The organism is Candidatus Sphingomonas phytovorans (assembly GCA_029202385.1).
Lineage (GTDB): Bacteria > Pseudomonadota > Alphaproteobacteria > Sphingomonadales > Sphingomonadaceae > Sphingomonas > Sphingomonas phytovorans.
Genome location: CP119314.1, coordinates 3,373,378 through 3,399,271, shown reverse-complemented (window position 1 = coordinate 3,399,271; position 25,894 = coordinate 3,373,378). Strand labels below are relative to the sequence as shown.

Here is a 25,894-nt window from a genome sequence, read left to right as displayed (position 1 = left end):
AAGCGCGAGGGGGATGAAATCGATGACCTGGTCGCAGGACTATCATCCGCTGGGGAGCTGGCTGTCGGTCGTGCTCGCGGCGGCGCCTCTCGCGGTGCTGCTCGGCTGTATCGGGGTGTTTCATGTCCGCGCGCATATCGCTGCGCTGCTCGGCCTCGCGGCCGCCTTGCTGATCGCGACTCTTGCCTTCGGGATGCCGGCCGGCCTTGCCGCGCGGGCGGCTGGCTATGGCGCGGCATATGGTCTGTTGCCGATCGGCTGGATCGTCCTCAACATCATCTTCCTCTACCAGCTCACCAACGAGCAGGGGCAGTTCCAGGTGCTGCGCGATTCGATCGCGCGGGTGACGCAGGACAGTCGGCTCCAGCTCCTCCTGATCGCCTTCTGCCTTGGCGCCTTTTTCGAAGGGGCGGCGGGCTTCGGCACGCCGGTGGCGGTGACGGGGGCGATGCTGATCGGACTTGGCTTCACCCGGCTCCAGGCATCGGGCCTGTCGCTGATCGCCAACACCGCGCCAGTCGCGTTCGGGGCGCTCGGCACCCCGCTCGTTACGCTGGCGACCGTCACCGGCCTGCCGCTCGACGACCTGTCGGCGATGGTTGGGCGACAGATGCTGCCCTTTTGCCTGATGGTGCCCTTCTGGCTGCTGGTTGCTTATTGCGGCTGGCGGCGGACCCTGGCGATCTGGCCGGCGGTGCTGCTGGTCGGCCTGGTGTTCGGCGGCACGCAATTCCTGATTTCCAACCTGCACGGGCCGTGGCTGGCGGCGATCGGATCGGCGCTCGTCACCCTCGTCGTTCTGGCCGGCTTCCTGAGGGTATGGAAGCCGCGCGACATCATGCACGTCAATGAAGCGCCGCTTGCCAGGGGCGACGAACGCGTGCCGGCCACTGACGCTGCGCACGTTGCCGAGCATGAGGATGCGGCGGTGGTGGTGCCCGGCGGAGTGAGCGCGGCGGCGATGCGCAAGGCCTGGATGCCGTGGCTGATCCTGACGGTCATCGTGTTCCTGTGGGGCGTGCCGGCGGTGAAGGCGGCGCTCGACGGCATCTTCAGGCTCGCCATCCATGTGCCGGGGCTCGACATGGCGATCCTGCGCGTGCCGCCGGTGGTGGCGACCGCCGCGGCGGAACCGGCGATCTTCAATTTCAACCCGCTGTCCGCGACCGGATCGGCGATCCTTCTGGCGGGCGTGCTCAGCGGCTTCCTGCTCGGGCTCGGCCCGGCGGGGATCGCGAGGAGCTATGGCCGCGCGTTCGTGATGGTCATCCCGTCGCTGCTGACCATCGCGGCGATGCTGGCGCTCGGCAACGTCACGCGCTTCTCCGGGCTCGACGCGACCATGGGCCTCGCCTTTGCCGCGACGGGCGTGATGTACCCGTTCTTCGGAACGATGCTCGGCTGGCTCGGCGTGGCGGTGACCGGCTCCGACACGGCGTCAAACGTGCTGTTCGGCGGCTTGCAGAAGGTGACGTCGGAACAGCTTCACCTGTCGCCGACCCTGATGGCGGCGGCGAACAGCGCGGGCGGCGTGATGGGCAAGATGATCGACGCGCAGAGCATCGTCGTCGCTTCCACCGCGACCCAGTGGTTCGGGCAGGAAGGGCGTATCCTGCGCTACGTCTTCCTGCACAGCATCGTGCTTGCGTCGTTGGTTGGCATGGTGGTGATGCTGATGGCCTATGTGCCGCCCTTCACCCTGCTGGTGCGGTAGCGGAAGGGCTCGACAGTCGGGATCGGGACGCCAGTATCCTTTCAGCTCTCCGTCGCGCAGTGTCGACTCGCGACGACCGATCGCATAGAATGCCTCGCAAATATCGGAGAGGTGCGATGGCCATTTTCCCGAAGATCCAGAGTCCCTGTCCCTACAAGAACAATCTCGCTGCGGTGATGGACGGCGACATGTGCCGCATGTGCAAGCGCCAGGTGTTCGACCTGACCGACATGCGCGACGAGGAACGGGTGGCTTTCATGCGGGCCTGTGTCGGGGAGGTATGCGTGTCCTATCGGCTGCCGTTGCGCCCCGCACTGGCTGCGGCAGCGCTCGCCGCTGCGTTGGTCGCAATGCCGATGGCCGCGGCAGCGCAGGACGACATCGACATCGTGGTCGGCGGGGTTCGCGACCTGCACAATGTCAAATATGTGGAGGTGACCGCCGACAGGGCCGTGCCTGAGCTGCCGGCCATCTATGAGGACGTCCCCGCAGTGCGGCCGAGCGGCGCGGTAGCGTCGCCATCTTCCGGGGCGACCGATGCGAAGGAAACACCGCGGCGGCGAAACGGCGGCTAGACCAGACGGCCCATCATGAGGCGGGCCGCGGCCTGACTTCGTTCATCCCGTCCCAACGCAACAGACCAGCGAGCTGGTTTGCCGCAAGTACCGAGCGGGCATCGCCATCGCCGACCGTCAGCGCGAGATGCGTCGCGTCGAAATCGCCGAGCGACAGGTCGAAGCTTCGCCACACGCCATCGGCCCAGGCCAGGGTCCAGCTATGTGGCAGGAAAGCGTTGCTGGTGCCGTGGAAGCGTTGCCGGGCATAGACCAGGCCATTCGCGACACGTGTCGGAATGCCGGCGGCACGACCAAGAGCGGCGAGCACTACCGCATCCTCCGTGCAGTCACCCGCGCCTCGCTTCAACGCATCCAGCGCCGAATAATGGCCCGAGACCTCGACCCGTTTGAGATGCTCCCGCGCACGTTTCGCCAGCAATTTCATCTTGCCGGCATCGGACAGCGGGAGCCGGGCGATCGGTGCCGCAATCGCGCGGATCATCGCTGCGTCGCTCTGCAACCAGGGCGTCGGCTTGCGGGCATCGGCAAGTGCCTCGACGGTGTCGGGCAGACCGGGGCCGCATGTCTCGCAGATATCGACCGTCGTGCTGTCGTCCGTCCGCGTCGCCCGTTGCTCCCCCGTCTCCGGCAGGCTGAAGACGAGCCCGTCGACGAAGGAGAAGCGATACCGGATATGACCCTGCATTGCCGTCGGTGAGATGCGGAATGGCGACGCGATGCTTAGTTCAAGCGGAACGGTGTGGATCGGGCGTTTCTGCAGCGCCGTGTCCCGATCAGTCGCGCGCAGGGTGATGGCCCCGCCGAGCAGCGCCTGGCTGATCGAAACGACTCGCCGGTCCCGGTCGAGCACCAGCCTGGCGACGCCGCGCAGTGCATCGCCGTCATAGCGTCGGCGCACCACCGAGATCCTGCCGTCGCCGTCGGGTTTCCGGTCAAGCCGCTCGATCACGACGCGCTCGACCGCCAAGGCGCCGATATTGAGGTTCGGAAATTCGAGTGGCGGACCCAGTGGATCCCATCCGCGCAGCAGACCGTCGCCATCGTCGAAGCGGACCCCGGCGGGCAGCGCCACGCGTATGGTTCGCCGATCGGACGGCGATGCGCGCACGATCTCCGCTTCGCCCGCACTGACCCGCACCTCGCTCCGCACCCATGTCTCGCCGTCGCGCGATTCCTCGCTGACCGAGATCGTCTTTCCGGCTGAATCCCGGCGCGTCTCGCTCCGGCGGGACAGGTGGAGCGGGCCATGATGCTGCTCGATCAGGTCGATCCGCTGAACATCGACGACGCGGCGGCCGTCAGGCCCCGGCATCTCCTCGTGCGACATGTATCCGATAGGGACGCCATCCCGGGCAGAGATCAGATACCAGGCGGAATCACCGGGCGCGGGCGCAACGGCTGCCGTCGCGCCGACCGGCAAGACAAGGGTGAGGCCAGCCCAATATGCTGCTCTCTGCGAAATCCTCCGGGCCATCGCCCGAACATAGCCGGGCGCTGCGGCATGTCCACGGCAACGCATGTCGCGGCCGCGGCGATTCAGCGTTATGGAGGCCCGATGTGCAACGACTATCGCCTCGAGGTGGATGCGGCGACGCTGATCGATGGCTTCGCGGAGCTGGAGATCGATATCCGTTTTCCGGAAGGCCTGCCCAATATCGAGCCGCGGGCGGACATCAAGATCACGGATAGCGCGCCGATCGTCCGTTCGGTGGCGGGGGTGCGCGCGGCGGGTGAGCTGGTGCAGCGCCGCTGGAGCTGGCCGGGGCCGAACCGCAAGCCGGTCTATAATTTCCGCTCCGACGGTCGCGAATTCCCGAACGGGCGCTGCCTGGTCCTTGCCGACGGCTTCTATGAATTCACCACGCCCGAGGACCCGAAGAAGAAGCGCAAGGACAAATGGCTGTTCACGATGAAGGACCAGCCCTGGTTCTGCATCGCCGGCCTGTGGCGTACCAGCGACGTGGGCGAGGCCTTCACCCTGCTGACGATGGAGCTGGGGCCGGACATCGCACCGTATCACGACCGCCAGATCGCGATCCTCGACCGGTCGCGCTGGGCGGATTGGCTTGATCCCTCAGTGCCGGCGCGGCAGGTGCTGCACGCACTTCCGGCGGGGAGCCTGGCGGTGGCGCAGGTGGGGTAGCCTTCGAGCCGATCCATCCCGTTCGTCATGCCGGACTCGTTGCGTCATCCACTGTTCCGCACATTCTGTCCCCGTTTGGTTTGCGGAGCCGTGGACCCCGGAACAAGCCTGTCTCGAGCTTGTCGAGAGGTCCGGGGTGACGGAGGCTTCCAGTTCACATCGCCACCATCTCCCGCACCGCTTCTGCCGTCGTCTCGTCCACTGGAAAGAATGTCTCCAGCGTCAGCTCGGACAATGTCACGTCCTGTGCGGTGCCGAATATGGTCGTGGTGCTGAGGAAGCTCAGCACCCGGTCGCCCGCCAGCAATTTCAGCGGGACCGCGATCCCGCCAAGGTCTTCCGGCCTCGCGTCGGAGGCGGGCGGGGCAGGATAGTCCTCCAGCTCGGCCACCAGCCTATCCAGATCGGCATCGCCCGCCGCCTGCGCCTGACGTTTCAGGCGCGAGATGAGATGGTGCCGCCACTCCCCCAGATTGATGATGCGCGGTGCCAGCCCCTGCGGGTGAAGCGCCAGCCGCATGACGTTCGGCCTGTCGAGCAGCAGAGGATCCACCCCGGCCAGCAGCGGCGCGATGCCCCGGTTGGCCGCGATCAGGTTCCAGTGCCGGTCGACCGCAAGCGCTGGCCATGGCTCGTGGCCGGCAAGGATCAGGTCGATCGCGCGCCGCGCGCCGGCCATTTCGGGATCGTCGAGCGATCGCTCGCCGAACAGGGGGGCGAAGCCCGCGGCCGTCAGCATCAGGTTGCGCTCCCGCATCGGCATGTCGAGCTGCTCCGACAGGCGAAGCACCATCTCGCGGCTTGGCCTTGCGCGGCCGGTTTCGAGGAAGCTCAGATGACGCGCCGAAATCTCGGCGTCGAGCGCCAGGTCGAGCTGGCTCAGCCGCCGTATCCGGCGCCATTCGCGCAAATGATCCCCGACGTTCCGTGCGGCGACAATCATCTTCGTTCCTCCTCGGTGGCCGACCCTGCAGCGGCGGCCAATGCGGCACCATTACCTCACGGGTAATCGACGTGCCTACCTCCTTCGCCGAAAACGGCCGCACCAACCAGAAGGAGGCAATCATGACCGACACGACCAAAACCATCCGCACCATCCTGGGCGTCGATGCCCTGACCTGCCTCGCCGCCGGCGCCGTGATGAGCCTTGGGTCGGGCCTGCTCGCCGGCCCGACCGGGCTTCACCCGAGCCTGTTGCTGGTGGCGGGATGCAGCCTGTTCCCGGTTGCAGCGCTGTTCGCCTGGATGGCGAAGACGTCGCTGCTCAACGGCCCGCTGGTGCTGCTCGCCGTTGTCGGCAATATCGGCTGGGTCGCGGCAAGCATCGCCGTGGTCCTGATGACTGAGCCGACCCTGTTCGGCACGGTGTTTGTCCTCGCCCAGGCGGCGACGGTGGCAGTGCTTGCCTGGCTTGAGTTCGGCCACCGGCCGCAGTCGGGGCGGACACTGGCCGCATGAGGGCGTTCAGGGGCGGCTCTGACGGGCCGCCCTTTTTCGATGCCGATTTCCCCGCGGCGTGGCAATGAAGGCGATCGACGCCATCATATGGAGTTCAGCCGGGAAACATGGGCAAGGCACGTACCGTGATGGACGGCCCGGCGCATCCGGCGTCTCCGGCCGACAGCGCCATCGGCGACGTCGCGTGGGTCCGCGCCATCCTGATCGCCTCGGCCAGAGCGGGCGAGGCGATCAGCTATTCGCACCTGCTGGCCGAACTCGGCCACCGCTTCACCCGGCCGAAGATGCGGGCCGTGTGCAAGACGCTCGACGCGGTCGATGCCGCGGGGGCCGAAGCGGGCGAGCCCGAACTGGCCGTGCTGGTCGTGCGCGAATCCGATGGCTTGCCCGGCCAGGGATGGTGGGTCGGCGGCGTCGCGATGCGGCGCGGCTATGAAGGCCCCTGGATCGGAGCTGAGGCTTTGCGCTTCGTGCGGGGGCTGCAGGAGGAAGCGTTTGACTGGTGGCGGGTTGAGCCGATCGGGAAATGAGCCTTGCGATATCTCGCCGCCGCTCGACTCAACCACCTTTGGGAGGCGGACGGTCAGCGGAGGCGAACAGCGCCCGCGCTGCCGTCTTTTCGGGTGAATCATAGGCGCTGTATAGCACCGTATAGACAACCCGGCGGGCGAGGTCGGCGTTGCCTTGGCGAAGCAGTTCCTCGGCAAGGTACAAACGCGGTGCCGGTGCGGCCGGTACGCTTCGAATGACCCTCGCCATGCCGAGCATTGCCTGGTCCGGAACCCGCTCGCCAGCCCTGGTAAAGCTCTGGAACCAGGCGATCAGTGGCTGCTGAGCCTGGCCGTCGAGCTCGACGGCGCGCTCGATCGTCTTACGCGCGACCGCCAGCATGGCCGCGCGATTAGCAGGGGAGGCGGTGACGGCCTGACCCGTCAGGGCCACGCCTTTCCAAGCGAGGGCGCGGGCATTGTCCGGCGATCGCGCAAGCACGCGGTCGGCATCGGCAAGACACTCTGCGTCATGGCCGCTGCGGCATTCGGCCTCAGCCGCGAACAACAGGGCTTCGCTATCATAAGGGAGGCGCGCCACCGTATCGCGGACCTGCGTGAGCCAGTCGGCGCGTCGCTGTGCTTCGGTCGGGGACGTAACGGCTGCACCGGCGCCCGCATCCGCCGGGAGTGGAGGAAGGCGTGTGCCAAGCTCAACCCTTGCCTCGACCAGCGCCGCGCTGCCCTGCGACAATGTGGTGATCAGCGGATCTCCGCCGAGTCCCTGGGGAGGATCGGCGCGGGCGAAGGATTTCTGGGCCTCGGCATATGTCCCGATCTCGCGTTGCAGCCTTCCCATGTCGCCGAATGCCTTGGCGGCCTCGGCCATCGGCTCTCCTCGACGGATGGCCATCATATAGTCGTGAAATTGCCGGCTGCGTTCCGGTTTCAGATTGGAAAACAGGAAAAAATGGGCAAGCAACCAGGCATGATAGGGTGACCAGCTTGCTTTTTTAGACGCCGTCGCGTCGAGATATCGCCCCGCCAGAATATCGCCAACGTTCAGATTGCCGTAGGATCGCAGGACCTCCTTATATTGCAGGGGCGGAACGGCATAGTCGACCGCCCCGTTTCCGCGTACCCGGATGGTGGAGAACAGCGCGCCGACCCCGTCCAGATACCAACGCGGATAGGCGGCTGGATCGGCGGTCAGGATGAAATGTTGCGCGAAGGCCGAATAGAGCAGCTCTTCCCAGGTCCTTACCGCAGGAGGGTGGTAGCCGGCGTCGCCGGCGCACTGCAATGCTCCCTCGCCGAGCGCATCGTCGCAGTCCAGATCGTAGGCGCGGTTCGTGTTCAGATCGATGATCTGGTCGTTGCGGGCGATGGCCAGTACCTCGCCATCCTCACGCGGATCATAATAGGTCCGGTCGGGAAAAGCCGCCAGATAGGGCCCCTCTTCCGACCGCAGATTCTTCAGGTCCATCATGCGAAAGTCAGCGGTGGAGTCGATCAACGTCACCTGCAGCTTCGTGGTATCGTCGATCTGGTCGCCGCGACGATAGAGGCGTGACATCAGATGATAGAGTCGCTCGAGATTGTTCGAGATGCGGGCCAGATCGCCCGCATTATCCTTGCTGAAGACAATGACGTGGTCGGATTCAGCTCTTTTCCAGCTGCCCCGCTTCTTGTCGATGACGCCATTGACGATGATATCCGGTCCGCTGGTTTTTTCATGGGACGTGGGCAGCTTGGTCGCGAGGGGCTGTTCCGATGCGCCTGTATCCTTGTCCGTCCCGCTTTGAGCAGCGGCAGGATGTGCGAGGCACAGGCACGATAGACACGATAGAATAGCACACCAGCGAGCGACGGACATTGCACTATCCTCGAATTTGCGGCCTGGCGGTGCTTAGCAGATCGAAGCAGTCGGGAGCTATATCATCTTTGTCATCTTTGCTTAGTCAGCGTCCTTTCGCATGTCCGCTACCGTCACCAGTGGCGACAGCAAGCGGATCATGATCCGCCCGCCATCGCCACGTTCCATCACTCGGCGCCCGACACCACCGGCAGCCACACCGCGCTCGGCGTCTCGCCGCCGCGCTCGATCGTGACGGTCGCTTTCTTGTAGTCGGTCTTCTTCGCGAAGAAGATGTTCGGCACATAAGTCTGCGGGTTGCGGTCGTAGAGCGGGAACAGGCTCGACTGGATCTGCACCATGATCTTGTGGCCCGGCTTGAACACATGGTTCACCGCGGGCAGGCGGAAGCGGTAGCGCTGGACCTTGTCGGCCGGGATCGCGCTCGGCCTGGCGAAGCTGTCGCGGTACCGGCCACGAAAGATGTCGAGGCTCACGGCGAGCTGGTACCCGCCCATCGTCTTGTCGCTCGCGACTTCGTCCGGATAGACGTCGATCACCTTGACCACGAAATCGCCGTCGGTGCCGGTGGTCTTCGCATAGATGTCGGCCATCGGCACGCCGGATACCGTCACCGCCCTGGTCAGCACCGGTGTCTCGTAGGTCAGCACGTCGGGGCGGCCGTCCGCATGACGCTGGTCGCTGACCAGCCAGCTCTGCCAGCGCCCGTCACCGAAATTCACCGGACGCGGCAGATGCGGCACCGGCTTTGCGGGGTCGGAGACATAGCTGTCGTCCCCTGCCTCAGGCTTGTCGAAGCCGAGGCCCCAGTCCCCCGACAGGTAGATCGGCTTCATCGGTGCCGCGCAGCCGGTGTCGCAAGCGAGGGGCCATTTGTCGAACCTGTTCCACTTGTTCTCGCCGGTGTTGTAGAAGGTCACCGCCGGCGGGGTGAAGGCTGGCGCGCCGTCCTTCAGATAGGCGTTGAAGAAGGGCAGCAGCACGTCGCGCCGCGCCTGCAATGCGGTGTCGCCCTCGAACTTGAGCGCGCCGAGCGACGAGCCGTTATAGTTGAACCCGCTGTGCCGCCATGGGCCCATCAATAGGAAATTGTTGCTGCCATGGCCGACCTTGTTGAGCTCCTCCCAGGCGTGGATCGCGCCGTACATGTCCTCCTGGTCCCAGATGCCCTGTTCCCACAGGGTCGGCACCCTGGACGGCGCGGCTGCGAGCAGCTTGTCGAGCGCCTGTCCCGACCAGAATTCGTCATAGGCGGGATGCTTCGACATGCGGTTCCAGTAGGGCAGCTGGTCGAAGCCCGACTGTTTTGCCCACTCGCCGGCCGAGCCGACCTTGCGGAACGTGTCGTAATCGTCCCAGGCCGGCGACCCTGCCGACTTGCCGGCGCCCTTGTAGCCGGTCTGACCGGCGAGCCAGCCGATATTGGTCAGGCGGAACGCGCCGTAATGGAACCAGTCGTCGCCCATCCAGCCGTCGATCATCGGGCTCTCCGGCGCCGCGACCTTCAGCGCGGGGTGCGGATTGAGCAAGGCCATGACGACGGTGAAGCCTTCATAGCTCGACCCGAGCATGCCAACCTTGCCGTTGCTTTCGGGCAGGTTCGCCTTGTTCACCAGCCAGTCGATGGTGTCGTAGGCGTCGGTGACATGGTCGACCTTGGTCTTGTTCAGCGGGCCGATCACCGGGCGGGTGACGATGTAGTCGCCCTCGGAGTCGTATTTGCCGCGGATGTCCTGGAACACGCGGATATAGCCGTCCTTGACGAACAGTTCGTCGCCCTCGGGCAGGGTCGAGAGCATGTTCGGGCTGTCGACCCGCATCGCGCGGCCGGAGGCGTTATAGGGGGTGCGGGTCAGCAGGATCGGTGCGTTCCTCGCGCCCTTGGCGACGATGATGACGGTGTGGAGCCTCACCCCGTCGCGCATCGGGATCATCACCTCGCGCTTTTCATAGTCGTAGCTGGCGGTGGGCGGCGTGAACTTGGCGGGGATGTCGCCACCGGGTGCCGCGGTCGGCGTCGACTGGGCGATGGCCATGGAGGAGAGAAGCGTCGTGGCGAGAAGCGCGAACCCGATCCGCATGAGCAATTTCCCTGTTATATTATGTCCTGCACACGGCATGGCCATTGGTGCTTTACCGTGTCAAGCCGGTGGCACGGGATAGCGCCAGGGGGCGATCATCCTGCATGGGGTGGCCGGGGAACCAGCACCGAATGCACGCTGAAAGACTGTGCGAGTAAGCTCGCGTGGTGGATAGTGCTGTCTGCCTCAGGCACATCCTGTTCGACAAAAGGGGATCGGCAACCGGCGGAGGCTATCCTATGAGCAAGGTCGCGGGACCGGGCAGGGGAGGACGTCGATGTCTGGGGGGAAGCAGCTTCATCATGGCCGGTTGCGGCACTATGCCTGCCCGTCCGACGCCGCAGAGCGCGGATGAGGCGCTACGCCGCCGCCCTTGCGCGCCGGATGCGGGCGTTGTCGCGTCGTCGGGCCCCGGCCGCGGTTCAATCCTCGGCGACGATCGACCTGTGTTCGCCCGGGATCGCGGCTGACCCGTTTCCTCACTATGAAACCCTGAGGCGGGAAGGATCGGTGCTGTTCCTGCCGCTGAACGATTACTGGATCGTCCTTGGTCATGACGCGGTCCGTTCAGCGTTCGCCCGACCCGAGCATTTCTCCAACGCGCCTTACCGGGACGTGGACGCTATCCTGCTCGCCGCCGATCCGCCCGTCCAGACGGTGATCCGGCGCACGGTCGCGCGCCTATTCTCTCCCGCCGTGACGGCCCGGCTGGAAGCGACCGCGTCGCGACTGTCGGAGGCGCTTGTTCGGCGGGAGCTGGATGCCGTCGCGACCTATGCGATCCCGGTCAGCCGCGGGGTCACGGCGGACCTGCTCGGCCTCGACGCGGCGGGCATGGACGATATCGTCCATGCCGAGGAACTATCGCGGAGAATGGCGGACCCGCTGGGCGATTTCGTCCGTAGCCTCGATGCGCTGGCGCATCGCTCGGCGATGTTCGCGGCGCTGACCGATGCGGGGATTCCCGAAGAGTCGGCGCGAAGCCTCGTCCGGCTGATGTGGCTCGCTGGCACCACCACGACTCAACGGGTGATCTCGCGAACGATCCTTCGCATCGTCGAATGCGACAGCGACCAGCGCGCGCTGCGCGCCGACCCTGGTCTGGTCAGGCCGTTCGTCGAAGAGGTGCTTCGGCTGCACCCGCCAGAACATATGGTGCCGCGCCTGGCGACGGCCGATGTCGAGCTGGACGGCGTGACCATTCCGGCCGGAGCCGATGTCAGGCTGTGCCTGAGCGCGGCCAATCGCGATCCGGCCCAGTTCGAGCAGCCCGACCGGATTCGGCTCGACCGGGGCAGCGCGCGCCATTTCGCGTTCGGCTCCGGCGCTCATGCCTGTATCGGCGCGCAAGTCGGCCGCGCGACGGCCAACATCGCGGTGGCGACCTTGTTGCACCGTTCGTCCGCCCTCCACGCGCTCCGGCCGCTGCACGAAATCCGCTATTTCGCGACCGAGGCAGCTCTTTCCCCGGAAAGCCTGGAAATCGGGGTGCTGCCGATATGATCGCCGCTGCCGCAACCTCCGCGGGAACGGCACGGGGGCTTGCCTCGGCGAGGGGGCGGCTATGACTCTCTCCTGCGTTGCGGCATAGGCGGCCGATGGAGGACATCGTCTATAGCGCCAGCCCGGAACTGCGCCGGCCGCGCCATTTTGCGGCGAAGGCGATGCTCGACCTGCGCGCCTCGGGCGCGATCGCCTGGCGGCTCTTCCGCAGCAACCTGCGCGTACGGCACCGCAGGACCTTTCTGGGCTATCTCTGGCTGCTGATGCCTGTGATGGGTACCGTGCTGATCTGCAGCTATATCCATTCGCGGCGGATCGTCAGCATCGCGCCGACCAGTCTGCCCTATCCCCTGTTCGTTCTCTCGGGCATGATCCTGTGGCAATCCTTCGTCGACGCGATCAACGCGCCGTTGCAGCAACTCACTGCCGCGCGACAGCTGATCACGCGAAGCCGGGTCCCGCACGAGGCGATCATCCTCGCAGGAGCGATGGAGGTGCTGCTCAATGCCGCGGTCCGTCTCGTGGTGCTTGTGGTGGTGATCGCCATCTGGGTGCCGTTCGTGCCGTCGATGGTGCTGATCCCCGCAGGGGTCGTCGCGCTGGTGGTGTTCGGCCTGGCGATCGGGCTGGCGGTGGCGCCACTGGGGCTGCTGTATGACGATATCGGCCGCGTGATCGCGATGGCGATGACCTTCTGGTTCTTCCTGACCCCGGTGATCTATCCCTTGCCATCCTTTGGGCCACTCCGTTTCAATCCGGTCGCGCCGCTGCTCGTCACAACCCGAAGCTGGTTGCTGGGCTGGTGGGGCGTTTCCAATGGCTTTCTGGTGATCGTCGGCATCGCCCTTGTCGGTCTGGTCGCCGCCTGGCTGTGGTACCGGCTTGCCCGACCGCATGTCGTCAGCCGGTTGGGTTGAGCGATGGAGGTCGCAGCGCCCCCCTTTGCCGGTCTCGACATGTCAGACGCACCTGATCGCGCCGCGCGTTCGGGGAAGGGCGATACGACGCTGTCGGTTTCCAACCTGTCCAAGAAATATTGCGGCGATCTGAAAAAGGCGCTGTTCTACGGTCTGGGCGATATCGCGGGTGAGATGTCGGGGCGACAATGGTGGGCAGGTCGCCTGCGCCCCGGGGAATTCTGGGCGCTCGACGATGTTTCGTTCGACGTGCGGCGCGGTGAGGCCGTCGCCGTGATCGGGCGCAACGGTGCCGGCAAGAGCACGTTGCTGCGGGTGATCTACGGTCTTCTGAAACCCGATATGGGGCAGGTGCGCATCGCCGGCCGGTCCGAGGCGATCATCGAGCTCGGCACCGGTTTCAACCCGCTGCTCACCGGCCGCGAGAATATCGAGGTCGGCGCGTCGCTTCATGGCCTTGATCCGGATGCGACCGGGCGCCTGCTAGAGGCAGTGATCGATTTCGCTGAACTGGCGGAGTTCATCGATGCCCCGCTGCTGTCCTATAGTTCGGGCATGAAGGCACGTCTCGCCTATTCGCTCGCCGCGCATCTCGGGCCGGACCTGTTGCTGGTGGACGAGGCTCTGGCGGTGGGGGATCTCGCTTTCCAGCACAAATGCATTCGCCACATGCGGCAGTTCGTCCAGGGGGGCGGATCGCTGCTCCTGGTCTCCCACAATGTGCAACAGATTCAGACGGCGTGCGACCGCGCTGTCCTGCTCGAACGGGGCCGCGTGATACTCGAGGGCGGTGTGGCCGATGCGGTCAGCAGGATGCTCGAGCAGCGGCCGGCGGTCGAGGCGAGCCAGTCGGGCGACTTCGCCGCCAATGGCCCGGTGCGCATGGGCGGGCTCAGCATGGCGTCGGGTAGCGGCGGGGATATCCGCACCGGCGGGCGGGCCGAGGTGACGCTCCGTTACGAGGCCGACCTGGCGACCGAGGTGATATGGGCGCTGAGCATCTGGACCGAGGATCGATGGACCTGTGTTTGCGGTGCGGTCGATACGGCACCGCGGCGTCTCGACGCGGGTCGCGGCATTCTCCGCTGCATCTTGCCCGATGTGCCGCTGCTCGCCGGCCGCTACATTGTCCGCGCGACGCTGCTCGATGCCACCACACACTACCCGATCGCCCTGGAGAGTTCGCGGAGCCGGGAATGCCATATCCAGGTGCATACCGATCCGGATCCTGTCCTGAATCTGCAGATCTGGGCGAATCAGCTGGTGCGGCTTGATGCGCAATGGGATGAACCGCTCCGGGTGTCGCCGGACGGAACGGACGGGAAATGACCGAAGGGTCGGTCGAGGAGAATTCCGGCATGCGGCGTAATATGGATGAAACGTTGCTTGCCAGGCTCGTCTGCCCGTCGACGCGGACTCCGTTGCGGCATGATGCGATCGCCGGCGAGCTGGTTTCGGATCAGGCCGGTCTCGCCTACCCGATCCGCGACGGCATTCCCGTCCTGTTGATCGAGGCGGCACGGCGGATCGACACCGACTGATCGCGATGGCCCGCGGGCGGCTGGAGCCGTCGACAGCGCAATGGCGACTGGCTAAGCGTCGCCGGATGAACGACGTTCCGGCTTGTCTGGGTCCGAACGGGAATCCGGGAATGGCAATCGTGACACCCAAGGGCAGATTCGACCGCGCCGATGTGCGGGCAGCGCTTGCCGGAGGTCTCGCCTTTCTGGAACACGTCCAGCTCGACAGCGGGGAGTTCCGCGTGGTGACGTCGCTGCGCAGGGACATGGCGGGCGATTGCGAGCCAGATCCCTCGATCTTCCCGACCGCCCTGATCGCGCATTGCCTGTCCTTCGTCCCCGCCGCCAACCTGATGCGCGACCGTGGCCTGGCGTTCCTGCTCGCCCAGCGCGATCGCCATGGCCTATGGCGGCACTGGACCCGGGATCACCCGTTCTTTCGCCAGTTGCCGCCCGATATGGACGATACGTGTTGCGTGTCGGCCGCCCTTGCGGCCGCTGGCTCGACGGACGGTGCGGACCCGGCGCTGCTCCTCGCGAACCGAGACGCGCAGGGCATGTTCCTGACCTGGATCATGCCCCGGGCTCGCTGGACCGGCCGGGCGCATATGCGGGTGACGCTGCCGCAGCTTCGCCATCTCGTGACGCTCTGGTTCTTCTTCAAGAAGACCTCCGCGGCGCCAGCCGATGTCGATGCGGGCGTGAATGCCAATTGCCTTCATTATCTCGGCAGCTTCCCGGGCGATGCGCGCGTGGTCGAGCGGCTGGTCGGGATATTGCGCCGGGGCGGTGAGCCAGATGCCGACAAATGGTATGAGAACCCCTTCGTACTCTGGTATTTCTTCGCCCGTGCGCTTGGGGACCGTTCGGAAGAGGCGCGGGGCTTGCTCCTCGCCAGGCTGGACGCCGCGCCTCCGACGAGTGCGCTGGAGATCGCCTTGTCGATCGCCGCCCGGCTCTATTGCGGTGCGATGCCGCCGGACGAGCTGATCGATGCGTTGCTTGCTCGCCAGTCTTCCGATGGAAGCTGGCCGCGCGCGCCGGTCTATTTCGGAGGGCGCGAACGTCGCCGTGACGGCAGCCTTGCGCCCGCGCACCCCGATACGCCGCACTGGGGATCGGAGGAACTGACCACCGGCTTCTGCATCGAGGCGCTTGCACGGGTATCGCGCACGGAGGCAGCGTGACCCGTCATCTGATTCATATCGGCTATCCGAAGACCGGCTCGACCTTCTTGCAGCGCTGGTTCGCCGCCCATCCGCAGATCGCCTATGCGCATGGCGGCATCGCCGGATTCCGCAGCATTCATTCCCTTGTTGCGGAGGCGGCTGGCAAGGATCCCGGCTATCTGTGGCGCGTCACCAGCCACGAGGCATTCACCTTCCCGTTTCTCGATGCCGGGCGGCGCGATATCGATTTGTCGCATCCGGGCGAAGGAACGCTGGAAGAACGACAGGCGCGCGCTTGTGCCCTGCTGGCGGGCAATTTCCCGGACGCGCATGTCCTGATCGTCACGCGCGGATTCCGGTCGATGATCCTGTCCTCCTATTCGCAATATGTCCGGGTCGGCGGCACTGACGATCTGGAAACGCAGATGTGGTTGGGCGGCAAAAATCCCTGGTGCTATGATGAACTGATCGCGATGTACCGCGCCCGTTTCGGCGATCGGGTGATCGTGCTGCCCTATGAATTGCTGGCGCGCGATCCGGCCGGGTTCCGCGCTGAGATGGAACGGCGGCTCGGCGTGGCGCCGTTCGATTTCAAGGACGCCGTGGTCAATCGTTCTCTCTCTCCGGTCGAGCTGCGATGGTATCCTCGCATCGCCCGGCTGGTCAGGCGTCTGCCGTTTCGTCGGCGGATGTCGCGCCTGTACCTTGGTCTTGTTTTCGACAACCGGTTGAGCCGGCCGATCGCGCTGCTCAATCGGCTATCACCGGCAAAACCGGTCGACAGGACGGTTGTCACTGATGAATTGCTCGAGGCGGTGCGCGGTACCGCCGATGGATTGGCGGTAGATCCGATCTACCGGCCCTTTGCCCGCGACTATCTGTTCGAGCACCGGCTGAATCCGCAATAGACCGCGCCCGGTTGTGGCGCGGACCAGCTATTCGGCAGCCCCGACGAGTTCCTCGCCATAGTCCCTGGCCGGTGCCTGCACGGCGCCCTTGTCGACAAGGCGCAGGACGATGTCGGCGAAGGTGCTGGCAGGATCGCGCGGCACCTGGGTGCGGATGCTGGCGGCGGCGGCGGCGGCGATCGCAGGCCATGTCGCCCGTGCGGCCCAGGCGCGCTCCATTGCCTCGTCGATGGCAGCTTCAGTCGGTGCGGCCGCGATGAAGCCGGTCTCGCCGTCGCTGCAGACCTCTGCGCTGCCGGCCACGTCGGTCGTGATCGTCACCCGCCCGGCCAGCATCGTCTCGACCACCACCAGCGGCAGCCCTTCGGCGCGCGTCGGCAGGATCAGGGCGTGATGCTGTGCCCAGATCCCTCCCTGGACGTTCCGGACGAAACCGGGGAAGACGACATTGTCGAGCCCAAGGAAGGCCGCCATTTCCTTCAAGCCCTCGGCGCGATCGCCGGCGCCGAAGAAGGAGACGCTGACGTCGCGGGCGCGCCACTTGGGCAGCGCCATCACCCGCAGCAACATGTCCTGGCCCTTCTCCATCGGGAAGAAGCGGCCGACACAGGCGAGCCTCAGCCCGTCGCCCGTATCGGGCCAGGGAAGCGGCGCATCCCAGGCGGTGAGGAACGGATTGCGCACGACCTCCCCCCTGGGGATCGCCATGCCCATCTGCTCTTCGGTGAGCCGATGATTGTGGTGCGAGACGAAATAGGCTCCCTGCGCGTCGGCATACATCGCCTTGCACCGCTCGCGCATCCAGTCGGACGGCCAGTAGAGTTCGGTCGCCTTCTGGCAGATCAGCGCATAGGGAATGCCGAGCCGTCGCAGCACGCCGGCATAGAGGAAACCGTCCCAATTGCCGCCTTGAGAGAGGATGACCATGTCGGGGCGCGAGAAGCGCAGCGCGATATCGAGGCGGGCGAGTTGCCAGCTCAGCCCGGCGGCGCGGCTGATCAACGAGAAAATACCGTAAAATGCCTTGGGCAGCAGCGGGAACTTGGCAAGATCGTGCAGTGTGCACTTCGCCTCGTTCAGCCGCTTGATCGCCGGTTCGCCCTTGGGAAGGTTGGGCTTGGCGACCGATATGCGGTGGCCGCGGCGGGCCAGTTCGGCGGCGGCGGCCCCCCAAAGTTCCTCGCTGCCCCCCCAATGTGTCTCGTTGCAGCTGACAAAAGCAATATGGCGCGGATCGGCGATTTTCAAAAACGGAGCCCCCTCTGTGCCGTCGCTACCACGTTGCCCCTTTATGCCGTCAATCAAAAATCGCAGGATTTTGTAAAACAAGCAGTTATGTCGTGGCGAAATATCGGCGATGAACGGGTCGGCCAGGGGGAATGAATCAGGTGCGGATCGGGCAAATCATCCGGGCGACGGAGTGGTGGGAGTATAAGCTGCTCCCGATCCTCGGCGTTTTCTATGCGACGCTCGCCTGTCGCCACGCATCGATTGCTGCTGCCTGGCCTGTCGTAATCGAATTGCTGATCGGGATCGCGGCCGGTGCCGTTTATGTGAGTGTGATCAACGATCTTACCGACCGTGACGAGGATCGGCGAGCTGGCAAGCCGAACCGGCTTGAGGGGCGGTCAGGCGTGACGACCGCGCTGCTCGTTGCCGTGCCGCTTTTGATCGGGCTGGCCATGGCATGGCGCTGGCGTGACGATCCGTTGCTGCTGGCGGCCTATGGCGCGGCGTGGCTGGCATTCAGTGCCTATTCGCTGCCGCCCTTGCGGTTGAAGACGCGGGGCCTGCTGGGGGTGATGGCCGATGCGAGTGGCGCGCATCTGTTTCCCGCGCTGGTCGCGGCGCTGCTCGCCTTTCGCGCTGGCGGTGTGGCGCCCGATCTCGCCTGGCTCGTGCTGGTCGGGGTGTGGGCCGGTGCCTTCGGGGTACGCGGCATCCTGTGGCATCAGCTGAGCGACGAGGAGGCTGACCGGATCGGCAATGTGCGCACCTTCGTGCAGCGGCATGGCGGGCGCTGGGCCAGGGCGATCGGCGCCAGGGCGATGTTCCCGCTGGAATGCGCGGCCCTGTTCGCCTTGCTCTGGCTGCTCGATGATCGCATCCCGTTCGTCGCGCTGGTGCTCTACGCCTTTCTGGTGATCTTCAAGCTCGAACGGTTCGAGATGCACGCTGCGATCGTCCAGCCGCGCCCGCGCCATCTGATCCTGCTCAACGAATATTATGAGGTGTTCCTGCCGGTCTCGCTGCTGGTCGCCTCCGCACTGGCGCATCCAGCGGACTGGATCATGCTCGCGCTGCATTGCCTGTTCTTTCCCGGCCGGTTGAGCCAGGTAATTTCCGACGCATGGAAGCTGCCGCGCCGTATTCATCAATAGGGGGCTGGTTTGAATCGGACCCCGGCCGGTCTCTCATGACGCGGGGGTTCAGCGGATCTTTGCGACCGGTCCGGCTGCCGCGATCGGAAAAGGGGTGCCGAAGGTCGCCATGAACTCGGCTGCCGGAATCGCCTTGCCATAATGATAGCCCTGGCCCGCGTCGCACTGCCAGGCGCGGAGCAATGCCTCCTGCCCGGCCGTCTCGATGCCTTCGGCAATCACGTCCAGGCCAAGGCTGTGGCCGATCGCGACCACGCCCTTCACGATCGCCTCGCTGTGCGGGTCCAGGCCGATATCCTCGACAAAGCTGCGATCGAGCTTGAGGCGTGAAAGGGGGAAGTCCTTCAACGTGCTGAGCGATGCGAAGCCGGTGCCGAAATCGTCGAAGGCGATGCTGACGCCGCGCGCGTGCAGCTCGCGGAGTGGTTCCAGCTCCTCGATGTCGTGGCGAAGCGCGATGGTTTCGGTGATCTCGACCTCAAGGTCCGCCGGGGAAAGCCGATGCCGGGCGAGCGTGCTCTCGATCACATCGACCAGGGTGCCGGCGCGGAGCTGGGCAGCGAACAGGTTGACGCCGATCCGGATCGGCGCAAGCCCGGCGTGTCGCCAGGCGGCCAGTGTCCGGCACGCCTCGTCGAGCACCCAGCACCCGGCTTCGAACGCGAGGGCGTGCGTTTCGAGCACCGGCAGAAAGGCCTTGGGATAGAGCAGGCCGCGGGTCGGATGGCGCCAGCGCAGGAGCGCCTCCGCGCCGATCAGGCGGCCGTCGGCCAGGCTGACCTGAGGCTGGAAATGCAGTTCGAGCTGCCGGTCGGTGAAGGCGTAGCGCAGTTCGTCCTGAAAGGCGCGATTGGTGGCGAGCTGGCTTTCCATGCCGGTGTCGAACAGGCGGTAGCGCCGTCCTCCCGCGTTCTTCGCGCGGAAGAGCGCAAGATCGGCGCGAACCACCAGTTCGTCGGCGTTGCCCGCATGGAACGGGGCGAGCGCGACCCCGATGCTGCCGGACAAGTGGAACTGGTGCCCACAGACCGAGAAGGGCCGGCCGATCAGGTCGAGCAGCGCGTCGGCGCGAGCCGCGATCTCGAGCGGGTCGCGCTCATTGGGCATCAGGATCGCGAACTCGTCACCACCCAGCCGCGCCAGCACGTCGTCGGGGCCGAGCGATGCGGCAAGCCGCAGCGCGAGTGCCTGCAGCAACGTATCGCCCGCCGCATGGCCGAGCCCGTCATTGACGTCCTTGAACCCGTCCAGATCGAAGACCATCACCGTCGCCGTCGCGGTGCTTTCGAGCTGGGCCTCGATCCGCGCGCGGAAGCTGTTGCGATTGAGCAAGCCCGTCAGTTCGTCGTGGTTCGCAAGATGATGGAGCCGCTCCTCGCGCGCGCGCCGGTCCGATATGTCCTGCAATTGCGCGCCGAAGCCGAGACCGAGTGACCCGTTCCACACCGACAGCGACAGTTCCGCGGGGAATTCCGATCCGTCGCGGCGGACGGCGAGCACTTCGAGCGGCCGGCCGGTCATTCGCGCCTGCGCGCCGCCCGCGATCCGCATCAGCCCTTCGCGATGCGCCGCGCGAAAGCGCTCGGGCACGATCAGTTCGACGAAACGGCCTTCGACTTCGCGCGCCGCATAGCCGAACATCGCCTGCGCGCCGTGATTCCAGAAGGTGATGCGCCCTTCTTCGTCAGTCGTGATGAGCGCCTGGTGGGCGACATCGGCAAAAGCGATGAGGGTATTCGCCGTTCGGCTGGTGTGGCGGCGTTCGAACAGGTCGACGACGATGCCGGCCATCCGCGACAGCAGGGATTGTTGCCTTTCCGAGAAATCATGCCTCGGCTTCACGTCCAGCAGGCCGAAGCTGCCCAGCGCGACGCCGTCCCGCGTGATCAGCGGTGCGCCCGCGTAGAAACGGATTCCGGCCCCGGCGACCAGATCGGTGGTGGCGAAGCGCTGATCGGCCAGCGCATCGGCGACGACCATCGGATCGGTGCCGCGTACGACTTCGGCACAGAAGGAGCCTTCGCGCTGGAGTGAATCGATTTCGACGCCGAACCTGGCTCTCAGCCAGACCTGGTCGCGACCGACCAGGGTGATCGCGCAGATCGGCACGCCGAACATCTCAGCGCCCAGGCGAACGATGCGATCGAGATCTGGCTCGCCGGGGGTGCCGTCCAGGCCGTAACGCCGCAGGCATTCGAGACGCTGCCGTTCAGCGCCTGCGGTCTCGCCATGGGGATCGATGATATTCGGCAATGGCACGACCTCTTACCTGTGCAGCATTGCCGGGCGTATGTTACGCAAGTCTAAATGTTCGGCTCCGGTATAACCACTTGCGGTTGCGATCGGCGAAACCGGGGCCATTGAGTAGCCGGCCTCACAGACCGGCATTGGCCTCGACCGTCTTCGCCATCGATGCCCAGTCGAGTTCCGGCCGCTCGCGCGCCATCGTGGCGATCAGCCGGTCGCGGCCAAGCGACAGCATCGGCATCGGTACGCCGGCGGCGACGGCAGCCTCGGCGACCAGGCTCATGTCCTTGAAGCCGAGGGGCAGGGTGAAGCCGGCGGGCTCGTACTTCTCCTCGACCAGCACCTTGCCGTACACTTCGTAGATCAGCCCGCCGAAGACCGAGCCGGTCAGCGTGTCGAGCAACATGCCCTTGTCGACGCCATAGCGCCCTGCGAGCGTCATTGCCTCAGCTAGGGATTCGATCACCGTCATGATCAGGAAATTCCCGCTGAGCTTGACGATATTGGCCTTGTGGGGCGTCTCGCCCAGATTGAAGCTGCGCTGACCGACTGCGTCGAACAACGGCTGGCAGATCGCGACTGCCTCGGCCGGGCCGGCCGCGACCACGAACAGCTTCTTCGCGGCCGCCGCCAGCGGCCTGCCGAAGACCGGTGCCGAGACGAAGGTCTGGCCAGCCTCCCGATGGGCGCTGGCCAGCCGGTCGGCGATGGTGACGCTGATCGTGCTCATCGAGACATGGATGGTCGGCGTGCCCGAGGCGAGGATGCCGTCCTTGCCGAAGGCCACTGCCTCAAGCGCCCTGTCGTCGGCCAGCATGCTCATCACCACCGGTTGCCGGGCGGTTTCGGCGGGCGTTGCGGCCAGGCTCGCGCCCGCTGCGACCAGCGGGGCGGCCTTGTCCGCGCTGCGGTTCCACAGGGTGACCCGATGTCCCGCCTCGATCAGATTGCGGGCGATCTGGCTGCCCATCTGGCCCAAGCCGATGAAACCGACGTCCATGAACTGGCTCCCTGTGCGTTTAATCAGAAATCGTCGCGTTAGGTCGGGGTAGGGTAGTGCACAATGTCGGAGTTCGCGCCTGCCTGCCGCCCGGGTGGCCGCCTGTGGCCCGGATCGTGGCGTCGCGGGCCGGAACAAGAACCGAAACGGCGATGGTCGTCACTCCTGACGGGCGCTGCGATTCGTCCCAAGAAATAGGACGTTTGCCTCCTTCGATGCGAAAGGATTGTTCCGCGCACGGCAATGCAATTTGCGTGTCGTATCGGGCACGCAATGGATAAGGAGGGCTGGCCCTCGGCGGGGAGGCACGATCCGGGCACGCGAATGCTTTCCAAGCGCTTACCATAAAGTAGATTGCTCCGAATGGGACCGAATCGACTCGACGGCCTGACCGCCCGCCAGCTGCAATGTCTTCGCGGCAAATGGGATCGGAAGATGGACAAGGAGATCGCGCACGAGCTCGGCATCTCCCAGCGTGCGGTCGAGGGCCATCTGCGCGGCGCGCGCGAGAAGCTCGGTACGGCCTCCACCCGTGCCGCCGTGCTGATGGTCGCCGTGCGGGAGGGGTGGGAGGGTTCGGTTGAACCGAACCGTGGACCGTCCGATCTTCCGAACCCCGGCGATTCCGGCGCAATCCTGTTTCCGGACGAGGAGGGGCCGGTTCCCGCTTCCGCTTCGGTCCGCGACAGCTGGTCCCGGTCGGGCCAGCGATTGTCGCCGATCGGAGCGGAAGCGCGCTGGCCCATCCCAACACGGGAAGGGCAACGCAATGACCTGAGCACGCTTCAGCGACTGGCCTGGCCGTTCGCGATCGCGACACTGGTGATGGCCATTCTTTTTCTGGGTTTCGGTGTGGTCAACGGCGCCGGCGAATTCATCGGCACGGTTCTGAACCGCACATTCTGACAGCACATTCTTGAAAGCGCCCGCGCCCTGCGCCGGCGCAGGGGGTAATCATGCTCAATGATCGTCTTTCCGCGGCGCGCAAAGTCGCGCAGACCCTGATCCCGGCAGAGCGCAATCTCGACGCCTCGTTGCGCAGCAACGCCGAATTGACGCTGGCGATGCTGGCGGCGCGCGAGGAAGCGCGGCTGCCGCTATCGATTGCCAGCGATGCCCTGCGGCATAATGCGGACGCGAACGTCGCGCTCGCCAAGGCCTGGTCGAGCATCGCGCTGGTCCATGGTGCATTGCGGGCGGCACAGCACGATGTCGGGCTCGACGGCGTCAAGGCGTGGTTCGGCGATCAGTCGCTCTGCGAGGATACGGCGCTCGGCACCGCCACGGTTGTCTCGATCAGCACGGCCGCATGATCGCGGGTTGACGAGAGGGCTGGTTGAATGCTCCGCTCCGGACATGCTGCGCATCATTCTGTACGAGATGATTCTGATCATCTGCTGCGCCTACGCGCTGGCGCGGGGCGGCGCGCCGGAGCGGAGCGCGGCGGCCATGATGCTGGCCGCCTCGCTCGCCAGCTTCGTCACCCAGTCTCAGCCCTTCTCCGGCTCCTTTCAGAAAATGCAGATGTGGGTCTTCGTGATCGACATGCTGTTGCTGGTGGGCCTGTTCGTGCTCGCGGTCGCCTCGACGCGTTTCTGGCCGCTCTGGCTCGCCGGCTTTCAGCTTCTGGCGGTCACCGCGCATTTCATCCGCGCGGTGGACCAGAGCGCGTTGTCCAGGGGCTATCAGTTCCTGATCTCGTTCGAAGCGTATCCGATGTTGCTGCTGGTGGCGCTTGGCGCGTGGCGGCACCGGCGGCGCCTTCAGCTCTACGGTGCCGACAGATCCTGGAGGGATTCCTCGAGCCTGTAGCGGGGGCCGGCGCGGCCGGCCTGTCCGCCAGGCTGGTGGAGGAGTTCGGCTCGTTGCCCGGCGTGCTGGCGGCGAGCGGGCAGGCGCGGCTGCGCGTGCTGGAGGGCAGGCCCGATCTCGACGCACTGCTCGGCGGACTCGACGCGGCGCTGGCGCATATCGCGACGCTGCGCTTCGCGCGCGGGCCGGTGGTCGACAGTTGGCCGGCGCTGCTCGACTATCTGCGGCTCACCCATGCCTTCAGCGCGGTGGAGATCGCGCGGGTGCTTCACCTCGACGGCCAGGGCCGCCTGATCCTCGACGAGGAGATATCGCGCGGGACGATCGACGAGGCGACGATCCATGTGCGCGAGGTGATCCGCCGCGCGGTGGAGCTTCACGCCGCGTCGATCGTGCTGGTGCACAACCACCCGAGCGGGGATCCCGCGCCGAGCCGGGCGGACGTCGACATCACCCGCCGCATCGCCCGAGCGGGCCAGCCGCTGGGGATCGCGGTGCACGACCACCTGATCATGTCGACCAGCGGCCATGCGAGCATGCGGGAGCTGGGATTGATCTAGGGGTCAATCTTCAGGCGGTGGTCGGAAAATGGTACCGGTGTGACCGCGGGGCTTCCCAACCGGGGGCTAGATGTTTGATCCCGTCATTTGATGGTGCATTATTCAGCCAGGAATGGAAGGATGCACTACGGGCCAGATTTTACACGGGAGCGCCCGCACGACAGAGGCGGTCCATCGAGCGATACAACATAGTGAAGAGAGTCGATCGCAGAGATGGTGGCGGATACACCGCTGACCAGTATGACAAGTTTGTTACGCCTGTGAACTCGCGCCCGCCTCAATCCACTTGTATAGGCGCCACATCGAACGCAGAACGATGGCGATATTCAAGGCAGGGTGGGGCGATGCAAACAATAAAGGCGGTAGATGTGACGTCGAAGGAGCCTCTCGCCAGGCGCTTGTTCGCGCCAGTTCGCGGCGAAGGTCGGCACTTTTTCTTGATCGATCTCGTGCGTGGGTTCGCAGCCTTGGCCGTCGTTATTTTCCACTATCAGAATTTCGCAATACCGGCTGGTTCGATCGAGCAGGTTCTAGTGGTGCGTGATGCTATGCCTTGGCGAACCCTCTTGTGGCCAATATACGATTTTGGTCTCTTTGCAGTACAGCTATTCTGGCTAATTTCTGGTTTCGTATTCACTGGGGTTTATGTTGGCCATGCTCATACAACCCGTTATTTTGTAGCGAGCAGAATCGCCCGCCTTTATCCACTTCACCTGATCACACTTCTCGTGGTTGCGGGTCTCCAGTTTGGTCGACTTGGTACCTTGGGTAATTTCGCAATCTATCAGGCGAACGATACCTATCATTTTGTACTGCATCTTTTCATGGCTTCTGACTGGGGGTTTCAGCGAGCGCCCTCATTTAATGCTCCAATCTGGTCGGTCTCACTAGAAATATTGATATACGCCATATTCTGGTTGATAGCGTCTCGGCTTTACCGGTTTGGCCTGATAGGCCCTTTTGCATTGGCAGGCGCTTTCGCGATGGGGAGTATTTTCAATTTTCCGGGTACGTTGTTCTGGCAATGTGGTTTCTATTTCTTCCTCGGATCTGCGGCGCATTGCGCATATATCGTAGCGGGTAAGAAATCTCGCTGGCTTGCCATTCCGGGGATAGCGGGCCTCGGCCTCGTTGCAGCCCTATTGGTTGTGCATCCGGCCATCGGTGTGCCCAAGCTAATGCCGGCGATCCTGCCAAGCCTGTTTTTGATTATTTGCAGTGTCGAATCGTCACATCTGGTCCTGCCGAAATGGGCGCGCGCCATCGGTGATATGACATACGGCGTTTATCTGTGGCATGTCCCGCTAATGTTGACTGCCATGCTCGTCTTGGATGGTATCATTGGGTCGCGCAGGATCGTTTTGCAGCCGGGCTTTTTGATCGCTTATGCCGCTGTCATCGCATTGATCGGCGCGCTGTCATTCTATCTGATCGAGAGGCCAGCCAAGAGGGCGTTGATGCGCTTGCTTGAGGGTGGGATGGCTAGAAAACGCCAAGGAATTTAGATCGCACCCTTTTTGTCGCCAAAACATCCCGCGC

At 65.0% G+C, this 25,894-nt stretch carries 24 protein-coding genes; 17 read left to right on the top strand and 7 right to left on the bottom strand.

Translation table 11 applies throughout. The features are described from left to right. The first annotated feature begins 22 nt into the window (after positions 1–22). Complete coding sequence (locus P0Y59_15620; protein WEJ98369.1) at positions 23–1,714, top strand: L-lactate permease; 1,692 nt, start codon at positions 23–25, stop codon at positions 1,712–1,714. Positions 1,715–1,830: 116 nt separating this feature from the next. After that, positions 1,831–2,289, top strand: coding sequence for a hypothetical protein (locus P0Y59_15615; GenBank protein WEJ98368.1), 459 nt, complete (start codon positions 1,831–1,833; stop codon positions 2,287–2,289). Positions 2,290–2,302: 13 nt separating this feature from the next. Here P0Y59_15615 and P0Y59_15610 read toward each other — a convergent pair whose 3' ends face one another. Continuing rightward, positions 2,303–3,619: a transglutaminase-like domain-containing protein gene (locus tag P0Y59_15610; GenBank protein WEJ98367.1), complete on the bottom strand. Its 1,317-nt coding sequence runs from the start codon at positions 3,617–3,619 to the stop codon at positions 2,303–2,305. Positions 3,620–3,847: 228 nt separating this feature from the next. Between P0Y59_15610 and P0Y59_15605 the strand changes: the two genes are divergently transcribed. After that, positions 3,848–4,435 (top strand): SOS response-associated peptidase, encoded by a 588-nt coding sequence (locus tag P0Y59_15605; protein ID WEK02594.1) that lies wholly within the window; start codon positions 3,848–3,850, stop codon positions 4,433–4,435. 154 nt (positions 4,436–4,589) lie between these two features. Here P0Y59_15605 and P0Y59_15600 read toward each other — a convergent pair whose 3' ends face one another. After that, positions 4,590–5,378: a helix-turn-helix transcriptional regulator gene (locus tag P0Y59_15600; protein ID WEJ98366.1), complete on the bottom strand. Its 789-nt coding sequence runs from the start codon at positions 5,376–5,378 to the stop codon at positions 4,590–4,592. A 122-nt stretch (positions 5,379–5,500) separates the two neighbouring features. Between P0Y59_15600 and P0Y59_15595 the strand changes: the two genes are divergently transcribed. Together P0Y59_15595 and P0Y59_15590 are read left to right on the top strand one after the other, a co-directional pair. Continuing rightward, positions 5,501–5,893, top strand: coding sequence for a hypothetical protein (locus P0Y59_15595; protein ID WEJ98365.1), 393 nt, complete (start codon positions 5,501–5,503; stop codon positions 5,891–5,893). Positions 5,894–6,021: 128 nt separating this feature from the next. Continuing rightward, the gene (locus P0Y59_15590) at positions 6,022–6,423 is read left to right on the top strand and encodes a ribose-phosphate pyrophosphokinase (protein ID WEK02593.1); all 402 of its coding nucleotides are present in this window, start codon (positions 6,022–6,024) and stop codon (positions 6,421–6,423) included. 28 nt (positions 6,424–6,451) lie between these two features. On the opposite strand, the gene P0Y59_15585 is transcribed toward P0Y59_15590, so the two are convergent. Both P0Y59_15585 and P0Y59_15580 read right to left on the bottom strand, forming a co-directional pair. Beyond that, positions 6,452–8,257: a hypothetical protein gene (locus tag P0Y59_15585; protein WEJ98364.1), complete on the bottom strand. Its 1,806-nt coding sequence runs from the start codon at positions 8,255–8,257 to the stop codon at positions 6,452–6,454. A 167-nt stretch (positions 8,258–8,424) separates the two neighbouring features. Beyond that, complete coding sequence (locus P0Y59_15580; GenBank protein WEJ98363.1) at positions 8,425–10,338, bottom strand: CocE/NonD family hydrolase; 1,914 nt, start codon at positions 10,336–10,338, stop codon at positions 8,425–8,427. A gap of 351 nt (positions 10,339–10,689) precedes the next feature. Here P0Y59_15580 and P0Y59_15575 point away from each other — a divergent pair, with 351 nt between their 5' ends. The 6 genes from P0Y59_15575 (at position 10,690) to P0Y59_15550 (ending at position 16,355) form a co-directional block, all read left to right on the top strand. Next, entirely contained in the window at positions 10,690–11,841 is a 1,152-nt protein-coding gene (locus P0Y59_15575; GenBank protein WEJ98362.1) for a cytochrome P450, read from the top strand. Between the two features lie 95 nt (positions 11,842–11,936). Then, the gene (locus tag P0Y59_15570) at positions 11,937–12,758 is read left to right on the top strand and encodes an ABC transporter permease (GenBank protein ID WEJ98361.1); all 822 of its coding nucleotides are present in this window, start codon (positions 11,937–11,939) and stop codon (positions 12,756–12,758) included. A gap of 39 nt (positions 12,759–12,797) precedes the next feature. Beyond that, positions 12,798–14,087, top strand: a complete 1,290-nt coding sequence (locus P0Y59_15565; GenBank protein ID WEJ98360.1) for an ABC transporter ATP-binding protein — start codon at positions 12,798–12,800, stop codon at positions 14,085–14,087. Between the two features lie 29 nt (positions 14,088–14,116). Then, positions 14,117–14,299 (top strand): Trm112 family protein, encoded by a 183-nt coding sequence (locus P0Y59_15560; GenBank protein ID WEK02592.1) that lies wholly within the window; start codon positions 14,117–14,119, stop codon positions 14,297–14,299. 110 nt (positions 14,300–14,409) lie between these two features. Next, on the top strand, positions 14,410–15,465 hold the full coding sequence (locus P0Y59_15555) for a hypothetical protein (GenBank protein ID WEJ98359.1): 1,056 nt from the start codon (positions 14,410–14,412) through the stop codon (positions 15,463–15,465). Continuing rightward, entirely contained in the window at positions 15,462–16,355 is an 894-nt protein-coding gene (locus P0Y59_15550) for a hypothetical protein (protein ID WEJ98358.1), read from the top strand. The genes P0Y59_15555 and P0Y59_15550 overlap by 4 nt, the downstream gene beginning before the upstream one ends. Before the next feature lie 27 nt (positions 16,356–16,382). On the opposite strand, the gene P0Y59_15545 is transcribed toward P0Y59_15550, so the two are convergent. Beyond that, entirely contained in the window at positions 16,383–17,603 is a 1,221-nt protein-coding gene (locus tag P0Y59_15545; protein ID WEJ98357.1) for a glycosyltransferase family 4 protein, read from the bottom strand. Between the two features lie 140 nt (positions 17,604–17,743). Here P0Y59_15545 and P0Y59_15540 point away from each other — a divergent pair, with 140 nt between their 5' ends. Next, complete coding sequence (locus P0Y59_15540; protein WEJ98356.1) at positions 17,744–18,736, top strand: UbiA family prenyltransferase; 993 nt, start codon at positions 17,744–17,746, stop codon at positions 18,734–18,736. Between the two features lie 48 nt (positions 18,737–18,784). Here P0Y59_15540 and P0Y59_15535 read toward each other — a convergent pair whose 3' ends face one another. Beyond that, positions 18,785–20,995 (bottom strand): EAL domain-containing protein, encoded by a 2,211-nt coding sequence (locus P0Y59_15535; protein ID WEJ98355.1) that lies wholly within the window; start codon positions 20,993–20,995, stop codon positions 18,785–18,787. A gap of 115 nt (positions 20,996–21,110) precedes the next feature. Beyond that, on the bottom strand, positions 21,111–21,983 hold the full coding sequence (locus tag P0Y59_15530; protein ID WEJ98354.1) for an NAD(P)-dependent oxidoreductase: 873 nt from the start codon (positions 21,981–21,983) through the stop codon (positions 21,111–21,113). Between the two features lie 363 nt (positions 21,984–22,346). Between P0Y59_15530 and P0Y59_15525 the strand changes: the two genes are divergently transcribed. From P0Y59_15525 to P0Y59_15505, 5 genes are all read left to right on the top strand, one after another. Further along, complete coding sequence (locus tag P0Y59_15525) at positions 22,347–22,889, top strand: LuxR C-terminal-related transcriptional regulator (protein WEJ98353.1); 543 nt, start codon at positions 22,347–22,349, stop codon at positions 22,887–22,889. A 50-nt stretch (positions 22,890–22,939) separates the two neighbouring features. Next, entirely contained in the window at positions 22,940–23,296 is a 357-nt protein-coding gene (locus P0Y59_15520; protein ID WEJ98352.1) for a hypothetical protein, read from the top strand. 43 nt (positions 23,297–23,339) lie between these two features. Then, the gene (locus P0Y59_15515) at positions 23,340–23,795 is read left to right on the top strand and encodes a hypothetical protein (protein WEJ98351.1); all 456 of its coding nucleotides are present in this window, start codon (positions 23,340–23,342) and stop codon (positions 23,793–23,795) included. Further along, positions 23,726–24,355: a JAB domain-containing protein gene (locus P0Y59_15510; GenBank protein ID WEJ98350.1), complete on the top strand. Its 630-nt coding sequence runs from the start codon at positions 23,726–23,728 to the stop codon at positions 24,353–24,355. Before P0Y59_15515 ends, P0Y59_15510 begins: the two co-directional genes overlap by 70 nt. A 368-nt stretch (positions 24,356–24,723) precedes the next feature. Next, complete coding sequence (locus P0Y59_15505; protein ID WEJ98349.1) at positions 24,724–25,860, top strand: acyltransferase; 1,137 nt, start codon at positions 24,724–24,726, stop codon at positions 25,858–25,860. Positions 25,861–25,894: the final 34 nt, after the last annotated feature.